Below are 19,237 nucleotides of genomic sequence, written 5' to 3' on the forward strand. Positions count from 1 at the left end.
ACCGCAGTCCGGTCAATTGCTTCGCCAACATCCTGTGTGGGCTGATTGCCTATTGCCACCAGCCGAAGAAGCCTGCTCTGAGATTAGATTGGGCTTTGTCTCCTGCGGCTTAACCATAACTGAGGTTATTTCGGTGTTTGAGTTGTTGAATGTGCTCTCCACGAATTAGTGTCAGATCAGGGAGCGGTTTTTAGGTTCTCCCCGTACCTCTAGCTCCAGCCCATGTCCCCGTATGCGATCGGTTCCCAACAGCAGAGCAAAAAAGAGGAACAACCGATTCGCAATTTGAACGTTTTTTCCCGATTCGGGTGGCAGCTCAATTAGCTCTCCATTAAATAGCTCATACAATGCATCCGTCCCGTCGTTGTAAGACAGGTACTCGTCGAAGCTGAGGAATCGGTGCTTAGTCTGAGTCATGAAAACAGCATAGATGAAATGACGAGATTCAGTGCGCCCAGAGAGCCCACAACATAGCGCCCATAACTCGCAACAATTCGCTAGGGCTAAGGCACAGAAGATAAAGCATCAAGAATCAGCATGGATGACATGGACTCAGTCATTGGGGAACTCGACTGTTAAACTTTGTTCCAGAGTTCAGCGTGCATCTTGAGCCGATCGCCCCTCAAGCGATTTACTGAATTAGCAAGATACTGGTTTGTATCTCGCATGGTTTGTTGATCGCAAAGCAAGATTGAGGATTCAGTCAATGCGCCAAATTAATTTTGTTGTCATATTCGTCATTTGCTTGGCTCTGGTTTTGTTTGGGATTGAGAACACAGAACCAGCCGTCATTCACGTGGTGCAAGGCGTCGATTTAAAGGCACCCCTGTCTATTGAGCTGATTCTCTCAATGGGAATTGGCGCTGTGCTTGCCTGGATCTTTAGCGTATGGACCCGTCTGCAAAACATGTTGGAATCGGGACGAAAACTCCAAGAGCGCGACGATCGCATTCAAGAGCTAGAGCAAGATGTGCAGCGGTACAAGGTCGAGCTTGAGGAACAGCAGCGATTGTTGCCTGCCTCCAAGCCCCAAGCCGAAGAGATTGAAGTCACTGAAGTTTACTCATCTTAACGACAGTTTCGGTTAAGGGCTTTTCTGAGATTTGCGCGACGTGCAAATCTCAGAAAAGCCCATGTTTGCGTGTGCGACGCGCGCAAACATGGGCACTGCAGTTTATCCAAAACTCAGGTATTTTAGGTTGGGGCATTAATTTGGGGTGCAATTCTTGGCACACCAAGGATTTTTCGCCCACGTTTGTGAACCAGGCTAGGGGCTGGCTCAGTTGGTTCAAGCTTTCAACTGAACAAGCTTTCACTTTCACTAGGCATGATGGCAGCCTCTAGTGCCCAGTTTGGGTTAATGCATAACTATCTATCCGGCCCCATTCATCAAAAGACCTCCTGCACAAATGGCGTTTGGGGAACATAATTTGGGGAACATAAATGGTTGTGCGGTTCCACCACACAACCATTTATGCAAGAGTTCTAAAGATCTAACCATTGGTTTGGCTTCACCATATGCATTCATCGCTGGTGCTGTTAGAGTTGGTGATTAAGCCCCTGAATTTATGGAGCTTGTGGGTACCGATCGCACTGCTGGGGCTAATTATTGCGATCGCCATCTATTTTGTTCGCCTTCCTCAGTAGAAGCACAGTTCTGCATGGCTCTTTCCCTTGCTCAAAATGCGATCGCTCTACTGATTGACTTAGCAGAACGCGGCGAGATCGACCCGTGGGATGTCAAAGTTATTGAAGTGATTGACCGCTTTTTGAGCCAGCTCAAGCCAACTCAAACGGTAGAAGATGGCCGGGCTCCATTCGAGGCCGATCTGTCAGAATCGGGTCAAGCCTTCTTATATGCATCCATGCTGGTGCTGCTCAAAGCCGACAGCCTTGCCCGGCAAGACATCACCCCCGTCGAAACTGAAGAAGACGCTGAATTTATTGACGACAATCCCTTTAGCGATGCCCTGCTACCGCAAACGCTAGAGCGTCGCATTCGCCGCCGAGCCGTTGCCCGCCCCTACGAAAATCGTCGCGTTACCCTGCAAGAACTGATCTCCCAGTTGGAAATGATGGCCGCTGCTGTGACAGAGCAAAAGCCCCGCAGCCGCAAGCGCCGCCCTCGCCCCCAATCACGCTCTCAGGCAACCCGCACCATTGCCGAACTAGCCCACCAAGAAAATCTCTCGGAAATTGCGGCTGCACTGGAACAGTTTTTGAACGAGCAGTGGGATGAGGTTTCACAAGGCGAAGCCTGGATTGAGTTTGAGCACCTGCTCGATTTGTGGAAGGATTCGGAAGCCTGCCAAGTCACCCGAGGAACTGGTAGCCATCATGGCCCTCAGAGCGATCGCGTTGGCGTGTTTTGGGCGCTGCTATTTCTCTCGGCTCAGTCCAAAGTAGAGTTAGCACAGCAAGAGTTTTACCACGATCTCAACGTGCGCAGCCTAGCCAACCTCTCAGACGAAGCGCTGGCGGATCTCGCTAGCTTTTCTCTCCCCGATTAAAGAAACCCGCGCTAGGATTTGGGCAAACTTGTTTGCACACGGGCGTTCAATGTAGATTATGCAAACTTATTTGGAAATACCCGGGTATTTCAGTAAAACTGTGGAACACTAGTACAAAGCTGTAACGTACTGCAACATTTCTTCAAAGACCTATTCGAAGACCTAGCCGAGGGGTAGTGAACCGTTTATGAAAGCCATGATCCTTGCCGCCGGGAAAGGGACTCGTGTCCGTCCTATCACATACACGATTCCCAAGCCAATGATTCCAATTTTGCAAAAACCGGTGATGGAGTTTTTGCTGGAGCTGCTGCGGCGACATGGGTTTGACGAGATCATGGTCAACGTAAGCCATCTCGCCTACGAAATCGAGAGCTACTTTCGTGACGGGCAGCGGTTTGGGGTACAAATTGCCTACTCGTTTGAAGGTCGTATTATTGATGGCGATCTGGTAGGTGAAGCCTTGGGTTCTGCTGGCGGAATGCGCAAAATTCAGGACTTTTCGCCCTTCTTTGACGATACGTTTATCGTAATGTGCGGCGATGCGCTGATTGATTTGGACCTATCTGAGGCGGTGCGCTGGCATCGGGAGAAAGGTGCGATCGCCACCATCATCATGAAGTCGGTTCCCAAAGAGGAAGTATCGAGCTACGGCGTGGTCGTGACCGACGAAGAAGGCCGCATCAAAGCATTCCAAGAAAAGCCCTCGGTCGAAGAAGCCCTGAGCACCGACATCAACACCGGGATCTATATCTTCGAGCCGGAAATCTTCAAATACATTCCCTCGGGCGAAGAGTACGACATTGGTGGACAGCTTTTCCCCAGACTCGTAGAAGAGAATGCCCCCTTCTACGGCCTCAGCATGGACTTTGAATGGATCGACATTGGAAAGGTACCCGACTATTGGCAAGCCATTCGCAGCGTGCTCACGGGTGCCGTTAAAAATGTTGAAATTCCCGGCCATGAAGTGGCACCCGGCATTTACACCGGACTCAACGTGGCGGTGAATTGGGACAAGGTCAACATTCAAGGCCCGGTCTACATTGGAGCCATGACCAAAATTGAAGATGGAGCCACCATTATTGGCCCAGCCATGATTGGCCCCAACTGCCATATTTGCAGTGGTGCTACGGTGGATAACAGCGTCATCTTCGAATATTCGCGCTTGGGTCCAGGAGTGCGATTGGTCGATAAGCTGGTGTTTGGTCGCTACTGCGTAGACAAGACCGGAGCCTCAATTGATGTGCAGGCCGCCGCATTGGATTGGTTGATTACCGATACCCGCAGCGAAATGCCAGATAACCCTCCGTTTGAGCGGCAGGCGATCGCCGAACTATTGGGAACCGACGCAAGTTAGGGCGATCGCGCTCAACCAGCCAAACCGTTAAACTGCAACGCTACGCAGCTTACGCGTGTTTTCTACCAGGCTCTGGGCAAACTGGTCAAATCGTTCCGATAACTTGTCATCCACTAAGTTGCCGTTGGCGTCAAAGGCTTTCCAAGCTTGCCCAACGGCAATTTGTTCTGGGATGACCCAACCATGCACCCAGCGCATAATCACGCGCAAATCGTTCAAGGCGTTGCTGTTGGACTGCCCTCCCAGAACGCTAATTAACCCTGCCACCTTCCCCGACAGTTCATCAAAGCTCATCAGATCCAGCGCATTTTTCAGCACGCCGCTCAAGCTGCCGTGGTACTCGGGAGTTGCCAAGATCAGTCCATCCGCGGCCTTCACTGCTTGCTGCATGCGCGCCACATCCGGGAAATCGGAGTAATCGTCTCCGCCATCGCAAAACGGCAGCGTGAGCTGACGCAAATCTAAAATTTCGACCGAGGCACCCAATGCCTGTACTCTCTGGGCCGCGATCGCCAGTGCCAGCTGACTGTAGGAATCGGACCGCAGACTACCACCAATGCCAACAATTTTGACTATTTGTCCGCTCATATCTTGTCCGCTCATATCTTGTTCGCCCATATCTCGCTCCTGCTGCGTTTTGCGTTGAAGTCATGATCTGCGCACTCTATCCAGAATTCAATGGGTTCGATGAGGCTAGGTAAGCCAAACTGCCGAACCCTCAAATTTGCGCCATCGCCCTAAGCAAATTCGATCAGGACTTACGCAAGCCCACTAAATCTAGTAGTTGGTGTTGTGGGGTGGGTGCGACGCACCCTACCCACAACACCAATGCGTAAGTCCAGTCGATGACGTATGGAGTCAAAGTATCGCGGATCTTTACAACCATTATAAAGTAAACTCATAATGAGTACGAGAAACGATCGCAGCATCAACCCCGATGCCGGGTTGATAAGGTTACACTAATGACAAGGCGGATTAGGGCTGTCCTGAGCAACGCCTAAGCCGCGCCATGAAACCATGCCATTGGTGAACAGGGAGGGCATGTGCTGCAATGCCAACTTCCGGCGATCGCACAGATCGGCACCCCAGCACCATTGGTGGGCACTCAATCCGAAGTCAGTTCGTCATGGCGATCGGTTACTGCCGCAGACAACAGGCCGCATACACCCGTTAGAACATGGCTAGATTTCTAGCTGCCGAGAGAAGGTTGAAGCAGGTATGAACAAGGTTCGCAAAACAGAGTTGGCTGGGCATACGACAATTCAGCATTTCGCAAGCCATTCCCCCAAACCCAAGGCTGCTCCAAAAAAAGGCGCGGCTATGGCCGGGGCAGTCACAGCCATTTGGCTGGTGTTGCAAGCGGCGATCGCCAGTCCGCCTGCCCTGAGCCAAACCAACCAAACGCGCCCTGAGCCCCTCACCTACACCGGGCTGCTCGAAAAAATTGAAGATGGAGATGTCTCTCGGCTAGAGGTAGACTCGGCCCGTGGCGTCGCCCAAGTTTATCTCAAAGGCCAGCCGGAAGCACCTCAAGAAGTGGCCTTGTTTGCTAATCAGGCAGATAATGACTTGATCATTGAGGCCGCTCGCAGCAATGGGGTAGAACTCGCCGCCCAATCATCCGCCGATAGCAATGCGGTGGCATGGCTGATTACCCACGCGCTGCTGGCCTTTTTGCTGATTGCGGGTCTGCTGATGATTTTACGGCGATCGGCCAATGCGTCGGGTCAGGCGATGAGCTTTGGCAAATCGCGGGCTCGCTTTCAAATGGAAGCCAAGACGGGCGTTTTGTTTGATGATGTGGCGGGAATTGAGGAAGCGAAAGAAGAGCTGCAAGAAGTCGTCACCTTCCTGAAAAAGCCCGAAAAATTCACAGCCATTGGTGCCAAGATTCCCAAAGGGGTGCTGCTGGTTGGCCCTCCAGGAACAGGGAAAACCTTGCTAGCTAAGGCGATCGCAGGCGAAGCGGGTGTTCCTTTCTTCAGCATCTCCGGTTCTGAATTTGTGGAAATGTTTGTTGGGGTGGGTGCATCGCGCGTCCGCGACCTGTTCAAAAAAGCCAAGGAAAACGCTCCCTGTATCATCTTCATTGATGAAATTGACGCCGTAGGCCGTCAGCGGGGCGCTGGCATTGGCGGGGGGAACGATGAGCGCGAGCAAACGCTGAATCAGCTGCTCACCGAAATGGATGGCTTTGAAGGCAACACGGGCATCATCATCATTGCTGCCACCAACCGTCCGGATGTGCTCGATTCGGCCTTGCTGCGTCCCGGTCGTTTCGATCGCCAGGTGATGGTCGATCTCCCCGGTTACAAAGGCCGTTTGGGCATTTTGCAGGTGCATGCCCGCAACAAAAAGCTGACTCCAGAAGTATCTCTAGAGGCGATCGCCCGTCGCACTCCTGGCTTTGCCGGGGCAGACCTAGCCAACATGCTGAATGAGGCTGCCATCCTTACGGCACGACGCTGCAAAGAGGCCATTTCGCCCCTGGAAATTGATGATGCCATCGATCGCGTCACCATTGGAATGACTCTGGCTCCGCTGATGGATAGCCGCAAAAAACGGCTAATTGCCTATCACGAGATTGGCCATGCGCTGTTGATGACCCTGCTGCCCCATACCGATGCGCTGGATAAAGTCACCATCATTCCGCGATCGGGTGGTATTGGCGGATTTGCCAAGCCCATTCCCACCGATGAGGACATTGTGCTGGAAACCCGCGCTCAACTCATCGATCGCATTACTGTCTTTTTGGGTGGACGTGCCGCCGAAGAAGAAGTCTTTGGATACGATGAGGTAACTCAAGGTGCCCAAAGCGATATTCAAGGTGTGGCCAACTATGCACGCAGCATGGTGACGCGCTATGGCATGTCGGACTTGGGACCCATGGCCCTAGAGCGATCGGGTGGCGAGGTCTTCTTGGGTCGCGACTTGATGAGCCAAGCGCCCGAATATTCGGAGGAAATGGCGACGCAAATCGATCGCCAGGTTCGCGAAATTGCGGTGCGCTGCTATAGCGAAGCCCGCCGACTGATTCGCGAAAATCGCCAGCTCGTGGATAAGTTGGTCGATTTGCTGGTGGATCAAGAAATTATTGAGGGAGAAGAGTTCCGCAAGCTTGTGGCGGAATACACCACCATTCCAGAGAAGGACTCTGTTCCCGTGGCGGCAAAGGTTTAATCCCCTTGTAAACCACATGTAAACCCACACTTCAAAGCCTGGTGCTGCAAGTCAGCACCAGGCTTTAATTTTTTTCATGCCCCCATGGGTGAATCTCACGTTGGTTCTGAGTAAACCGAAGCACCCATTTTTGCTTGTCGGTTGTGCTCATCACAATGGGCAGGTCTGAGGGGGTGCGCACTGCCCAACCCTCAGACCTACCTGGAACCGAAACTGACACAGGACTAACGCATTTGAATGATGTTTGGAGCGCTAAGCGCTCCAAACATCATTCAAACCCCTTGTTTTTCGGATGAAGTGCGTAAGTCCTATGACATTAACGCTGAGCAGATTGCATTGGGGAAGCAACCCGACGCTGCTGCAACTGCTGCATGTGGTAGAAGAGTTGCCAGCAGTAGGGTTCTGGCAAACCACAGGTTGCAGCACCGCGCATGACCACGCCAAAGTACCAATCATTTGGGGCGTGCTCTTCGGTCGTTTTTTCAATGACGGTGTACGTGCGAACGTTGGCAAAGGAACGATCGCCCTGATGTACGGTCACCAATTCGTGACAATAGCCTTCTTCGCGTTGGTCGAGGCGATCACTCAGCCGCATGGGCAACCGATACAACACCCCCTCCACCGATGCCTGCGGATCGGGCACCACATCCAGCACGCCACAGTTGCGAAACAGCGATCGCCGGAAAAACCCCAACCGATATCCCCGCAGTGTTGCATGGCCAATCACATAGGGATGCGTGCTCTCACCCAGCGATCGCTTGAGATCAACAGGGCACATGCAGGAACCATAGGCAAAGTAATAAAACCATTGGTCTCCTGACTGAGCTGGCGATGCCGGATGGGAGTTGACGAAGCGAGGGTGGCTGTGGGAAGCAGGCTGGTAGTCACGGTTCGACTGCTGGCTCATAGCAACTTAAAGAGGAGTGAAGTATTGGGGGATGAACACAAGCTCGTTTGAGGTTAAGCACGATTGTAACCGATCCATTTTCGTTTTTACATATTCCCGATGGGTTTATCGTAGATTCATAAACAACCGTAAAGCAGGATTGACGAGAAGCGACATATCGTTCGGAACTCATGCATGGAAGGTCGGGTCTGAATCAACCGAAGCGTCGATATTTGCAGGATTGCATACGCCAAAAAGCGCGATGGAATTGGCGATCGCCCTTCCTACCCTCAGCCTCTCACTCCTGGGAGCCATCTATCACTCCCGAAAAGTCTGCCTGGTTGAACATGGTTGGATCAAACCGAGCTTGGGTAATGTTGGCTCCAGCAAAAGAGGTGCCAGTTAAGCGACGCATTGCATCCCTGGCGGCGCGTAGAGCCCTCACAACACACCAGATATAGATCAGAGAAATGGTGCCCAAGAGGAGGCTCCATCCGTAGCGTTCGGTCTGCAACCAGGCGATCGCCACCGTCCACACTAAAAATGCAAACCCATAGGCCGCAACAGCCCCCATCGCTGGCATCACCACAGCCATCCTTTTGGCAAAACGCACCCTCAGAGCTGCCATCACTCCAGCCCCAACAACGGCTCCAGCGATCGCCGCTTGAGCATTCTCATTGGCGGCACTGCCAACGTAGAAAAACCCCGTCAGCGCCCCCGAGCACATTCCCGAAATATCCATTGCCCAACGTCCCAGTGGAGAATGCCATCTCAACAGAGGCCGACTCGCGGCTCCGGCCCCCGCCATCCCCAAAAACAGGTGCAGCACCACAACCGACAACCAGGCTGGCTGCTCTGGAGTTTGCCCCAAAGACGCGAACACCAAATGCGAAGCGCCATAGGCCAACATCCCTGCAAACCCGAGCGCCATCGCCACCAGAGGCAGCAGTTGTTGGCTAGTGGCTCCGGCTCTGGCTTGTTCAAAGTTTGCCCCAATCAGCTCGGCATTGCCAAAGTTGCAGCCTCGAATATCAGCGCCCCGAAAGTCTGCACCGATTAAGTTTTTTCCTTGAAACGAGCGATTTCGCAAATTGCGATTGCTAAAATCGAGGCGACTGACATCACTCATACGCAAACCTGTGGTGAAACGACTTGGGCAATGCTGGCAGGCTCAATACTGGCAGGCTATTGTTGCAATCGGTTTGATGCTGCCGTTGCTGGTGTATGCCCTGTTGGCGTTTCAGTTGCCTCCTAGGGCTCCGTACCAGCAAATGCTGTTTCCTGGCATGGATTATCAACGGTTGGTGTTTTCTTCGCCGCGTCCCTACATTCTGCATCTGGTCACCGTAGATTTGACTACTCCTGGCCTACAAGCGTTTGTCACTCCAGGACGGGCTGTGGATCGGCGTGGCGAAACTGTGGCCCGCACCACGTCGCAGTTCTTGCAGGAATTTAATCTGCAATTAGCTGTCAATGCAAACTATTTTTATCCCTTTCGGGAAAAAACTCCGTGGGACTTTTATCCCGGTGTGGGCGATCGCGTTAATGTTGTCGGCCAATCCATTTCCAATGGCGATCGCTATGCCCCGGGGCGAGATGATTGGGCAGCATTGTGCATTTCCACCAGCAACCGTGCGCAGATTGCTGCCCATGGTAACTGCCCTAGCGATACGGCCCAAGCCGTTGCCGGACGAGAAGCACTCTTACTCAATGGCAACCCCATCCCAGCTAAACCCGATGCCGAACCCGACAAGCCCTATCCTCGAACGGCGATCGCCCTCGACACCACCGGAACCACGCTCTGGATTGCGATCGTGGATGGCAAACAACCCCTCTATAGCGAAGGTGTAACGCTAGCAGAACTTACCCGCATTTTTCAAGAACTCGGTGCGGATTCAGCCCTCAATTTGGATGGCGGCGGCTCAACAACATTAGTCGCCAATTTGCACTCAAAACCCACCGTCTTAAATGCCCCCATCCACACCAAAATCCCCACACGAGAACGCGCGATCGCCAACCACTTAGGCTTTTATAGTCAACCGTAAAATTGGGCATTGCTTTAATGTTGTTCAGCAATCAGGGAACACGTAGAGAGCAATTGATTAGGTTTAAATACTCACAATAGTCACTTGTGGAGCAATCTTTATAAACGGGACATAAAGCTTGTGTGATTTCCTAAAAAATAATTGATATCGAGAATAAATAAACATCTCAGCGCGGGAACACTACAAACAGCAGTAAACGTGCCTGGAAGCGCCCACCTTATGACTACCACAACCAGCAGTCTTCGAGCCGCCTTAAAAAGCCTTCCTGAAAACGCCCCAGAAGCCGTTGTTGATCAGCACTTTTCAACACAATTACTGGAAACATTGGGATTTACCTCTCAAGAAATTCTTCCTCAATATCCTGCTGGTAACGGCTCAGTTGATAAAGCAGCTCGAAAGACAGTTGGGGACGATGTCTTCTTATATACAAGAACCAATCCCTATCTTTTTGTAGAGCTGAAAGGGAGGGATGTAAATCTATCGAGCGGTTCTGCACAGTATCAGAAGACAGTTAAGCAGCTGAAAGGCTATCTTCTGGCACCAAACTGCGAAACAGCTCAGTGGGGCATCATTACTAATTCTTGTCACATTCAACTGTTTCGTAAGCATGGAAAAGTCATTTATCCGGCTACTCCGTGTCTCGAAATCAATGACGAGAAAGTTGATGAGATTGCCGCTTTAATCCGCAAAAAAATTGAAAGACCTAACAAAGCGCTAACGATCACCGTTTACAACAATAAAGGTGGGGTTGGAAAGACAACTACTGTCGTCAACTTAGCGGCTATTTTGACGCTTTTTGGTAAGAGAGTACTAGCGGTTGACTTTGATCCTAACCAGCAAGATTTGACCAGCTCATTAGGCATTCCATTAAGCGAAGGAACAGTCTTTAATGCGCTCACACAAAAAGACATCGAGCTTCAAAGTGCTGCACACACTTATAAATCTCCTGTAAGAAGTAGAAATTCAGAACTTAAATTTGATGTGCTTCCGGCTGACATAACACTAGAAGATCAGCCTCAAGTACAGCTTCGGAGTTTGTTAAAGACCAACGCATTACATCGAAAACTAGAATCTGCACGACAAGAATACGACTACATCTTGATTGATTCCCCACCAAACTGGAGGATATACAGCCAACTTGCCGTCTATGCAGCAGATGTTGTTCTTATTCCTGCTAAGCACAACAATCTTTTCTCATTAGAGAATGCAGCCATGGCCATCAAGCAGTTTCTTCCCGATGCGCAAAGTAAAAAGGGGGATGGCACGCCTGTTGCATTACCTATTTTCTTCAACGGAGAAAAGATTACACCAGCTCAGCTAGAAATTGCACAAAAAGAGATTCAAAACATTCTCAAAGCTGCAAAGAGTGAGGGGTTTAACTTACTACCTTATTTTTACTCTAGATACACCAGCTCCAGACGAGATCTGCACATTCCTCATGTGCCAAGCTATGCCAATATCGCAGGCGCTGCATTTTCTCGAGTCCCAGCAGTTTATCGCGATCGGTACGCCCACGAATATTACACAAACCTAGCTAAGGAGTACTTTTTACAATGAGTAATCTCAGTGATATTGGGAATCTCATGCATCTCTATTTAGATGAGATTGATCCCGGCGAAGGAACAAGTGCTCCAGAATTTTTAATTACAGCTTCTGCTCATCTACTGAATCAAAAAGGGGGCAGAAATTGGATTCCCGTCATTGTGAAAGAAACTGGAGAAGATCAGTATCAAGTGATTGGAAACTCATTCATATATGCAGTTGCAGAGGAAGCTGGCTTAGAGAGGGTTTGGTGCATCATTGCAGATGACAGTGACGACACAGCCGAAGTCGTCAAAGTCTTGACGGGAGAAGAGATTCCTAAGATTAACCTCTCCAAAGCATCCAGAGATGAAATTCAAGCAGCTATAGAATACCTAATTAGTCAACCCGACAGCGCGCTTAAAACCGTCAAGGCAGCGATCGCAGTCAATCGGATTGATGAAGCACCCCGCCAATACTGGAACTCTTTTGATCCAATCACTGGCTTAAAGTGTGGCATCACAAGAGGCAAAAAACTTGATGCTCTGAAGCAAGTTTTCTATTTAGATCCTCAACCAATGCCAGAGACAATTACTGATGTTGATATTCTCAAAGGAATGTCAACATCCGAGCTAAAAGCAATGGCCAAGAAGCGAGGAATTACAGGCATTAGCAAAATGAAAAAGGATGATCTCGTTCAGCTGCTTAGTAAATCTTGAATTCCGGTAGTGAAGATGAGAATTGGCTGAAGACGTTATCAGGATTTGTTCAGCTTTTTCTCAGAGACAAATCATGGCTAGCTCATTCAACTCCCTTGAGCCAGGGCTAAGGTGAATGCCATATCCAGCACACAGACCCGGAAACAGTAAATTCGCCTTTTATCACTGTTGCTGTTCAACATTCATTCACATGTTTAACAGCAGCGATGAAGAGAGAAGGGCTTGATTTGTGTTGCCCAGCTGATGTGCATTGCGCACCGATTAGGGAGATACCCGATGATGAAGCCCAACAATTTGAACCGCCCCAACTTTTGGATGGGAGCTGCCCTGGCTGTTGTAACCAGCGTTGCCCTTGCTCCAGAAGCGATCGCCCAATCTGTTCACTTCAATTCACAAAACCGAGCGGATACAGCCATTACCATTGCCCAGGCCCAGCGCGAAACCATCACAGCCAGAGTCGTAGAAACCTCGCCTCGCGAAGATACGATTACGGTTCAACTGCCCAATGGCAACCTGCGCATGTTGTTGGTTTCCGCCCAAGACATTCGCAGACTGGAGCTAGCAGCCGGAGTAGACGTAACCCTAAACATGGAAGGAAGCCGCGTGATCACCATGTCTCGCATGATGTCGATTGAGCCTCAAGAAAACATGAGCGCCACAATTTTAGATACCTCTCCCGATGAGGATACAGTGCGCGTTCGGCTAGCAGATGGCGGCATTCGCAGGCTGTCGATTGCGGCTCATGAGCAACTGCGCCTGGGGCTATCGCGCGGCTCCGAAGTCACCTTAAATATGCGAGGCACCCGCATTGTAACCATGGCCCGAAACAACATGACCGTGACCGTGACTGAGGATGCAGCTCAGGCGTTCTAGTACCTGTCCGAACTACCCATCAAAAAAAGCCCAGTTCACTAAGTGAACTGGGCTTTTTTATGCCCCCTACAATGAGGACGTTTGCTAGTTGCAACCTACTCCAAAAATTTTTATGCGTATTAAAGTTATCAACCCCAATACGACCGAGGCCATGACCGCTGCGATCGGTCATATCGCCCAGGCCCATGCAGCCTCCGGCACCGAAGTCGTGGCAGTTAACCCGGCACGGGGTCCCATCTCCATTGAGAGCTTTTATGACGAATATTTGGCCATTCCCGAAGTGCTAAAGGAAGTGCAGCGCAACGAGTCGGAGTTTGATGCTTATGTGCTGGCCTGCTGGGGCGATCCGGGGTTGGATGCCGTGCGCGAAATCACCCACAAGCCTGTGGTGGGCATTGCCGAAGCCTCAATGTATGCAGCAAATGCGATCGCCCCTCGTTGGTCGGTCGTCACCACCCTCAAGCGCAGCTACCACATGGTCGAACACGCCGTACAAAAAGCCGGATTGCACGATCGCTGTGCTTCAATTCGCTGTGTAGATATGCCCGTGCTGGCTTGCGAACAAGACCCCAGCGCAATCATCAAAGGATTGGAAGAAGGAGGCCGCTTAGCCTTGCAGCAAGATGGAGCCGAAGCCATCATTTTAGGCTGTGCAGGCATGGGCGGCATGGATGAGAAGCTGTCGTTTTTGCTGGGGGTACCCTGTGTCGATCCGGTGGCAGCAGGCATTCGCTTTGCCGAAATGCTGGTTGGCATGGGGTTGCAAACCAGCAAGTGGCTCACCTACCGCGCCCCCGAAGTGAAAGAGCGTAAGGGCATGGAGTAGAGCGATCGCTACGGATGTACATAGCCACAGAGCAAGAACATGGACAAAGTTAACCTAAATGATAAGCTGGCTCAGTTTTCGGAGTATTGGTCGCCAAGAACGGTGGCCCAACTCAATCAATACGATGTCATGGTGGTTAAGGTTAAGGATGAGTTTGTTTGGCACAAGCACGATGACACCGATGATTTCTTCTTTGTGCTGAAGGGTCGGCTTACAATCCAACTGCGCGATCGCGACATTCACTTAGAACCTGGCGAACTGTTTGTCGTGCCGCGTGGCGTAGAGCATCGCCCCGTTGCCAACGAGGAGGTGCACCTCCTATTAATTGAACCAATGGGAACACCCAATACTGGAGACAAAGCGACAGCCGCTCCCCGACAAGTGATTTAACATGAACAGGACTTACGCGAGTCCACTAAATCTGGTGTGTTGGTGTTGTGGGTAGGGTGCTTCGCACCCTACCCACAACACCAATGCGTAAGTCCAGATGAATTCGAGATAAGCTGGAAAGCCCAGTTTTGCCTGCGCGTAACGCAGGCAAAACTGGGCTTTATCCAAGGTCGCACGTCGGGCGACCTTGGATAAAGCTCTTGATCCGAACTGACGTTGATTTGGGATTATTGCAGAGCTGACTATAGCGTGGCTAGGCTGGCCACCGATTCCTCCATACCCAACTCTTGCTCTACAAAATCCTGCACGATTGCCCGATATTCCCGCAGCGTTTCGTCAACCCAGCCGCGATCGCCACTATCGGCATACAAATGCACCAGCGGCTCTCCGGCATCCGGCAAAATCAAAATCCAGCTATCGTGTTGCGGGTTAAAGATTTTGACCCCATCAATGAGTTCCAACCGATCGGAGGCGTGGGTTTCAACCAGGTGCCGCATGAGTGAGCCCTTCACCGTCCAGGGACAGCGAACGGTCAACGTTTTGTGGCAGACGCGGGGCAAGTCGGCGCGAATTTGGCCCAGCGTTCGCATCTGGCCACCATTGGTCGGATGCTCCTGCAACGCCAGCAGCTCAATCAGCTTAGCAATACAAAACATGGCATCAAACCCGGGGTGCAACTGGGGAAAGATGAAGCCCATATCGCCACTGCCGCCCAGCACCACACTCGGGTTGGAATGGGATGCCTCCATCAGCGCCGTTGGGTTGACCTTGGTGCGCACCACCTCTCCCCCGTGCCGCCGCGCAATTTGCTCGATCGCACTCGAGGCATTGACAGGCACCGCGACGGTGCTGCGGGGATTCTGCATCAGCATCATGTGCACCATCAGCGCTGTCAACACTTCGCCACGAATAGAGCTCCCCGACTCATCCACCAAAATCAACTGTTCGCCATTGCCCGAAACCTGCACCCCAAAGTTTGCCTTGAGCGCTTCTACCACATGCCCTAGCTGGCTCAACAATGCTTCGCGATCGGCAGCGGTGGGGGCGGTTTGGTTTAGGCTGGCGTTGAGCACTACGGCATCGCAACCAAACTTGGCCAGCAGTTGCGGCAGCACCGCACCGGATACCGCATAGGCGTAGTCGATCACGACTTTAGAATTGCTGTGACGAATCGCATCAACCTTGAGCATGCGCTCAAAGCTGGTGCAGTAAATATCCGCCGCCTGATCCACATACATGATGTTGCCAATTTCCTGAACCAGCGCCCGCCGAAAGTCTTCCTTAAAGTACGCGCCTTCAATCTTCTTTTCTCGCGCTTTGGAGAGGTTAATGCCTTTGTGATCAAAAAATTCGATGAGAATATGATCCGATCGCTCAGGATGAACCCGCACATGAATGCCACCTGCCACATGGCGCGAGGGAGCCAGCGATCGCGACAACGGAATTGCCGTAGCTTCCAAGTTTTGAATGTGCACCCCAACCGACATTAAGCCTGAGATGAGCGATCGCGACACCATGCGCGAGATATTGCGCTGATCGCGAGACACAATCACCTGGGAACCAGGACGCAGCGTAGAACCAAACGCCGCCCCCAGCCGCACCGCAAACTCTGGCGTAATATCCACATTGGCCAAGCCCGAAACCCCACGTTGACCAAACAGATTGCGATGAGCCGCCTGTCCCCAAATCAGGTTCATGTTGACGATCGCCCCCGGCTCAATGCGTTTGCTAGGCCACACTCGCACATCGGGATTGATCAGCGCCTCCTCGCCCACTACGGAGAGCGAACCCACAATCGCGCCTTCCAGCACATGCGCCCGCCGATCGATCCGAGCGCCCCGCGCCGCCACACAGGCCCGCAGGTGCGCCTCATCGCCAACCGTTACACCATTCCACACAATGGGCCGCTTCAAATCCGCATCGGCTCCCACGGTCACGTTGTCGCCAATAACCGTACCCGCATCAATTTGAGCACGGGGACCAATGCGGCAATTGCTGCCAATCAGCACCGGAGTTTCGATTTGGGCCGTCGCGTCAATAAAGGTGTTTTGGCCGATCCACAATCCGGGCGATCGCTCCTCATAATTTGGGTCGAGCCGGACCCGTTGTTGCAAAGCGGCGTACTGAGCCTCCCGATACGCATCTAGATTGCCCACATCGCACCAGTAGCCATTGGCCACATAGCCATACATGGGCAAGCCTCGATCCAGCAACATGGGAAACAAATCGGTCGAAAAATCAACCTCTTGATGGGCTGGCAAAAAGTCCAACACTTCTGGCTCCAAAATGTAGATGCCAGTATTGACCGTGTCAGAAAAAATTTCGCTACTCGAAGGTTTTTCCAAAAAGCGTCGAATGCGCTGCTTGCCATCGGTAATGACTACGCCAAATTCCAGCGGGTTGGGCACCACCGCTAAAACGAGGGTTGCTTTGGATTGATGTTCTTTATGAAATCGAATCGCCGCCGACAGGTCAATATCGGTCATGCTGTCGCCGCTAATAACCACAAAGGTTTCATCTAATAAATCGGCAACATTCTTGACACAGCCCGCAGTTCCCAGCGGTTGGTCTTCCTCAACGGCGTAGGTCATTTGCACACCAAAGTTGGTGCCATCTTGAAAGTAGTCCCGCATGACATCGGGCAAATAATGTAGGGTTGCAATGATTTCCGTGATGCCATGCCGCTTCAACAAATTCACAATATGCTCGGCAATGGGGCGATTCAGGATGGGCACCATCGGTTTCGGCAGATCGCAGGTGAGCGGTCTCAGTCTGGTTCCCGATCCACCCGCCATTAATACTGCTCGCATATCATCCTCCTAATAGCCTGTGGCGATCGCGCAATGCGGCATTCTGCGAACATTTGTTAACCTTTGCACCTTGCGTCTTCTTCAACTGTGACAGAAATCTTCAGAAGCTTCAGAATCTATCGGCTTTTTTTTAATAGATAAGGCTTGATCCCTGTTGCTCTATTCGGTCTTCTGCCTAAAGCGTCGCGCCAGATTTCTCAGGCTATCTATTGATCATGCAGGATTCTCTCGCCATAGGCTGGATTCCATCAGTTCGGGTTTCTGGATAGATAGGAGGGGTTACGAACCCAGGATGCTCCTTTACACTGGAATCACATGCGCTTGCATTCATTGAATCGTTGGCAAATCGTTGGCTCAAGGAAGGTTGGATTCCATCGCATTGCCGATTTCAATGACGCGATCGCCTATCCACTATTGCGAACTGAGGAGATGCTCCGGTGAACTTATTAGCCATCATTTTGCTTGGGGTATATGCCTGGGGCGGCTGGAAGTTTTGGAATGGCTTTACCCGCACCAGCTTTAGCCAAAATCGCTTGATGCTGACGCTGGCGTGGCCTGTTCTGTTGTTCAATCCATCCTACCGACAAAACTTTAATCGGGCGCTCAAGGGCTAACGTTACAGTTTTTGGGGCGATCGCCCGTCTGGTATCGGGTTTTGCGATGGGTGTGCTAGGCTGTCCAACACAGCAATTTCGCATGGACAGCACCCTCATCACCGCATGGCTAGTTCATCTAAATCTTCGGGTGGCGGCAATCTTTCTGGATTTCTATCCACCACACACAGCTACAAGGGCGATCGCTGGCAGGAGCAACTGTCGGCGATCGCCCTTCGGTTTAACAAAGAGTTGCAGCGGCAAGACTTTGACCTACCCGACGAGGTGAAGGCGTTGCCCGTCTATGAAGAGTGGACTTCGGGTCTGCTCGCCGCCAAAATTGCTTCCCCTTTTTGGGAAGTGTCCCAGCCCAAAAAGAATCAGCGCTGTCTGGATTTGGGCTGTGGCGTTAGCTTTTTGATTTATCCCTGGCGCGAGTGGGATGCCTACTTTTACGGGCAAGACATTAGCACCTTTGCGCGAGATACGCTCAATGCGCGGGGCTCCCAACTCAACTCCAAACTGTTTAAGGGGGTGCAGCTCGCCCCTGCTCATCAGCTCGATTACGAAGCCAACCAGTTTGATGTGGCGATCGCCACTGGCTTTAGCTGCTACTACCCGCTGGATTATTGGAAAGAGGTAATGCAAGCAGTCAAGCGCGTTCTCAAACCCGAAGGCGTGTTTGTGTTTGATGTGCTCAACCCCGATGCACCACTGGCGGAGAACTGGGCCATTCTCGAAACCTATCTGGGTGCCGAAGTCTTTTTGGAATCGCTAGATGCTTGGAAAGCCCTGATCAAAGAATCCAACGCCAAAATCGTGAAGCAAAAACCCGGCGAACTCTTTCACTTATTTAAAGTGCAGTTTTTGTAGAAATTAGAGCGATCGCTTACCACTCGACACCTTCCAATGCTTGTCCAACCCTCTTGAATCAACAATCGACTGTGGGGCAATCACATGACCCAGCTCTTAGACAAACCCACTGAACAGCGATTTGTTCAAACCGGGATTAGCTGGGAGAGTTTTAAGGCAATTCAACAGGGATTTGCTAACTCTCCTGGAGTTCGGCTGTTTTATTACCAGGGAGAGTTAGAAATTTTGTCGACCTCGCCAGAACACGAAATTGTCAAAGGCAATATTGGCTATCTGGTTGAGGATTACCTGTTGAATCAGGGATTGGACTTTATTGCCACGGGCTCGTTTTCTCAGGAAAAGGAAGCGATCGCCTCAGTTCAAGCCGATGAATCTTACTGCTTTGGCGAACGAAAACCGATTCCAGATTTGGCGATCGAAGTAGTCATTACAAGCGGCGGACCCAACAAGCTGGCTCGATACCAAGCCTTGGGAGTGCCAGAGGTTTGGTTTTGGGAGAACGGCCAGATTCGCATCTATCAACTAACCGAAACAGCGTATCAAAAAACCAATACAAGCCAGTTTGTTCAAGGTATTGACATCGCTCGGCTAGCTGAATGTGCAGCGCTGGAATCGCGATCGCAAGCCGTACGAGTTTTCAGACAAAGCGGTTGAACA

20 protein-coding genes and 1 pseudogene are annotated in these 19,237 nt (G+C 51.3%); 16 read left to right on the plus strand and 5 right to left on the minus strand.

The window, feature by feature from the left end; all coding sequences use genetic code 11:
* Nucleotides 1–113: pseudogene (locus tag ACQ4M4_RS15810) on the plus strand (IS982 family transposase); the annotation flags it as partial.
* A gap of 58 nt (nt 114–171) precedes the next feature.
* Here ACQ4M4_RS15810 and ACQ4M4_RS15815 read toward each other — a convergent pair.
* Entirely contained in the window at nt 172–417 is a 246-nt protein-coding gene (locus tag ACQ4M4_RS15815; RefSeq protein ID WP_430685401.1) for a hypothetical protein, read from the minus strand.
* Between the two features lie 289 nt (nt 418–706).
* On the opposite strand from ACQ4M4_RS15815, the gene ACQ4M4_RS15820 reads away from it, so the two are divergent.
* From ACQ4M4_RS15820 to ACQ4M4_RS15835, 4 genes are all read left to right on the plus strand, one after another.
* Nucleotides 707–1,072: a LapA family protein gene (locus tag ACQ4M4_RS15820; protein ID WP_430685402.1), complete on the plus strand. Its 366-nt coding sequence runs from the start codon at nt 707–709 to the stop codon at nt 1,070–1,072.
* Nucleotides 1,073–1,518: 446 nt separating this feature from the next.
* Nucleotides 1,519–1,647, plus strand: a complete 129-nt coding sequence (locus ACQ4M4_RS15825; protein WP_430685403.1) for a hypothetical protein — start codon at nt 1,519–1,521, stop codon at nt 1,645–1,647.
* Nucleotides 1,648–1,661: 14 nt separating this feature from the next.
* Complete coding sequence (locus ACQ4M4_RS15830) at nt 1,662–2,510, plus strand: segregation/condensation protein A (protein ID WP_430685404.1); 849 nt, start codon at nt 1,662–1,664, stop codon at nt 2,508–2,510.
* A 187-nt stretch (nt 2,511–2,697) separates the two neighbouring features.
* The gene (locus ACQ4M4_RS15835; protein WP_430685405.1) at nt 2,698–3,864 is read left to right on the plus strand and encodes a sugar phosphate nucleotidyltransferase; all 1,167 of its coding nucleotides are present in this window, start codon (nt 2,698–2,700) and stop codon (nt 3,862–3,864) included.
* Nucleotides 3,865–3,891: 27 nt separating this feature from the next.
* Here the strand turns inward: ACQ4M4_RS15835 and ACQ4M4_RS15840 are convergent, their stop codons facing one another.
* Nucleotides 3,892–4,482: an NADPH-dependent FMN reductase gene (locus ACQ4M4_RS15840; RefSeq protein ID WP_430685406.1), complete on the minus strand. Its 591-nt coding sequence runs from the start codon at nt 4,480–4,482 to the stop codon at nt 3,892–3,894.
* Between the two features lie 433 nt (nt 4,483–4,915).
* Between ACQ4M4_RS15840 and ACQ4M4_RS15845 the strand changes: the two genes are divergently transcribed.
* Together ACQ4M4_RS15845 and ftsH are read left to right on the plus strand one after the other, a co-directional pair.
* Nucleotides 4,916–5,038, plus strand: a complete 123-nt coding sequence (locus ACQ4M4_RS15845) for a hypothetical protein (RefSeq protein WP_430685407.1) — start codon at nt 4,916–4,918, stop codon at nt 5,036–5,038.
* Nucleotides 5,039–5,184: 146 nt separating this feature from the next.
* A complete protein-coding gene (gene ftsH, locus ACQ4M4_RS15850) occupies nt 5,185–7,044 on the plus strand; it encodes an ATP-dependent zinc metalloprotease FtsH (RefSeq protein WP_430685493.1) in 1,860 nt (619 codons plus the stop codon).
* Nucleotides 7,045–7,360: 316 nt separating this feature from the next.
* On the opposite strand, the gene ACQ4M4_RS15855 is transcribed toward ftsH, so the two are convergent.
* Entirely contained in the window at nt 7,361–7,951 is a 591-nt protein-coding gene (locus tag ACQ4M4_RS15855) for a gamma-glutamylcyclotransferase family protein (protein ID WP_430685408.1), read from the minus strand.
* A gap of 277 nt (nt 7,952–8,228) precedes the next feature.
* Entirely contained in the window at nt 8,229–9,059 is an 831-nt protein-coding gene (locus ACQ4M4_RS15860) for a pentapeptide repeat-containing protein (protein WP_430685409.1), read from the minus strand.
* A 10-nt stretch (nt 9,060–9,069) separates the two neighbouring features.
* Between ACQ4M4_RS15860 and ACQ4M4_RS15865 the strand changes: the two genes are divergently transcribed.
* From ACQ4M4_RS15865 to ACQ4M4_RS15890, 6 genes are all read left to right on the plus strand, one after another.
* Nucleotides 9,070–9,975, plus strand: a complete 906-nt coding sequence (locus ACQ4M4_RS15865) for a phosphodiester glycosidase family protein (protein WP_430685410.1) — start codon at nt 9,070–9,072, stop codon at nt 9,973–9,975.
* A 219-nt stretch (nt 9,976–10,194) separates the two neighbouring features.
* The gene (locus ACQ4M4_RS15870; protein ID WP_430685411.1) at nt 10,195–11,532 is read left to right on the plus strand and encodes an AAA family ATPase; all 1,338 of its coding nucleotides are present in this window, start codon (nt 10,195–10,197) and stop codon (nt 11,530–11,532) included.
* Nucleotides 11,529–12,215: a Rho termination factor N-terminal domain-containing protein gene (locus ACQ4M4_RS15875; protein ID WP_430685412.1), complete on the plus strand. Its 687-nt coding sequence runs from the start codon at nt 11,529–11,531 to the stop codon at nt 12,213–12,215. The genes ACQ4M4_RS15870 and ACQ4M4_RS15875 overlap by 4 nt, the downstream gene beginning before the upstream one ends.
* Before the next feature lie 276 nt (nt 12,216–12,491).
* Nucleotides 12,492–13,088: a hypothetical protein gene (locus ACQ4M4_RS15880; RefSeq protein ID WP_430685413.1), complete on the plus strand. Its 597-nt coding sequence runs from the start codon at nt 12,492–12,494 to the stop codon at nt 13,086–13,088.
* A 112-nt stretch (nt 13,089–13,200) separates the two neighbouring features.
* The gene (locus tag ACQ4M4_RS15885; RefSeq protein ID WP_430685414.1) at nt 13,201–13,914 is read left to right on the plus strand and encodes an aspartate/glutamate racemase family protein; all 714 of its coding nucleotides are present in this window, start codon (nt 13,201–13,203) and stop codon (nt 13,912–13,914) included.
* 39 nt (nt 13,915–13,953) lie between these two features.
* Nucleotides 13,954–14,304: a cupin domain-containing protein gene (locus ACQ4M4_RS15890; RefSeq protein WP_430685415.1), complete on the plus strand. Its 351-nt coding sequence runs from the start codon at nt 13,954–13,956 to the stop codon at nt 14,302–14,304.
* A 242-nt stretch (nt 14,305–14,546) separates the two neighbouring features.
* Here the strand turns inward: ACQ4M4_RS15890 and ACQ4M4_RS15895 are convergent, their stop codons facing one another.
* Nucleotides 14,547–17,114 carry a sugar phosphate nucleotidyltransferase gene (locus ACQ4M4_RS15895; protein ID WP_430685416.1) on the minus strand — a complete coding sequence of 856 codons (2,568 nt, stop codon included), beginning with the start codon at nt 17,112–17,114 and terminating at the stop codon, nt 14,547–14,549.
* Between the two features lie 437 nt (nt 17,115–17,551).
* Here ACQ4M4_RS15895 and ACQ4M4_RS15900 point away from each other — a divergent pair, with 437 nt between their 5' ends.
* From ACQ4M4_RS15900 to ACQ4M4_RS15910, 3 genes are all read left to right on the plus strand, one after another.
* A complete protein-coding gene (locus ACQ4M4_RS15900) occupies nt 17,552–17,728 on the plus strand; it encodes a hypothetical protein (RefSeq protein ID WP_430685417.1) in 177 nt (58 codons plus the stop codon).
* 105 nt (nt 17,729–17,833) lie between these two features.
* Nucleotides 17,834–18,580, plus strand: coding sequence for a class I SAM-dependent methyltransferase (locus tag ACQ4M4_RS15905; RefSeq protein WP_430685418.1), 747 nt, complete (start codon nt 17,834–17,836; stop codon nt 18,578–18,580).
* An 84-nt stretch (nt 18,581–18,664) separates the two neighbouring features.
* Nucleotides 18,665–19,234, plus strand: coding sequence for a Uma2 family endonuclease (locus tag ACQ4M4_RS15910; RefSeq protein WP_430685419.1), 570 nt, complete (start codon nt 18,665–18,667; stop codon nt 19,232–19,234).
* Nucleotides 19,235–19,237: the final 3 nt, after the last annotated feature.

The sequence above is a fragment of the Leptolyngbya sp. AN02str genome, assembly GCF_050565595.1.
Classification (GTDB): domain Bacteria; phylum Cyanobacteriota; class Cyanobacteriia; order Elainellales; family Elainellaceae; genus Kaiparowitsia.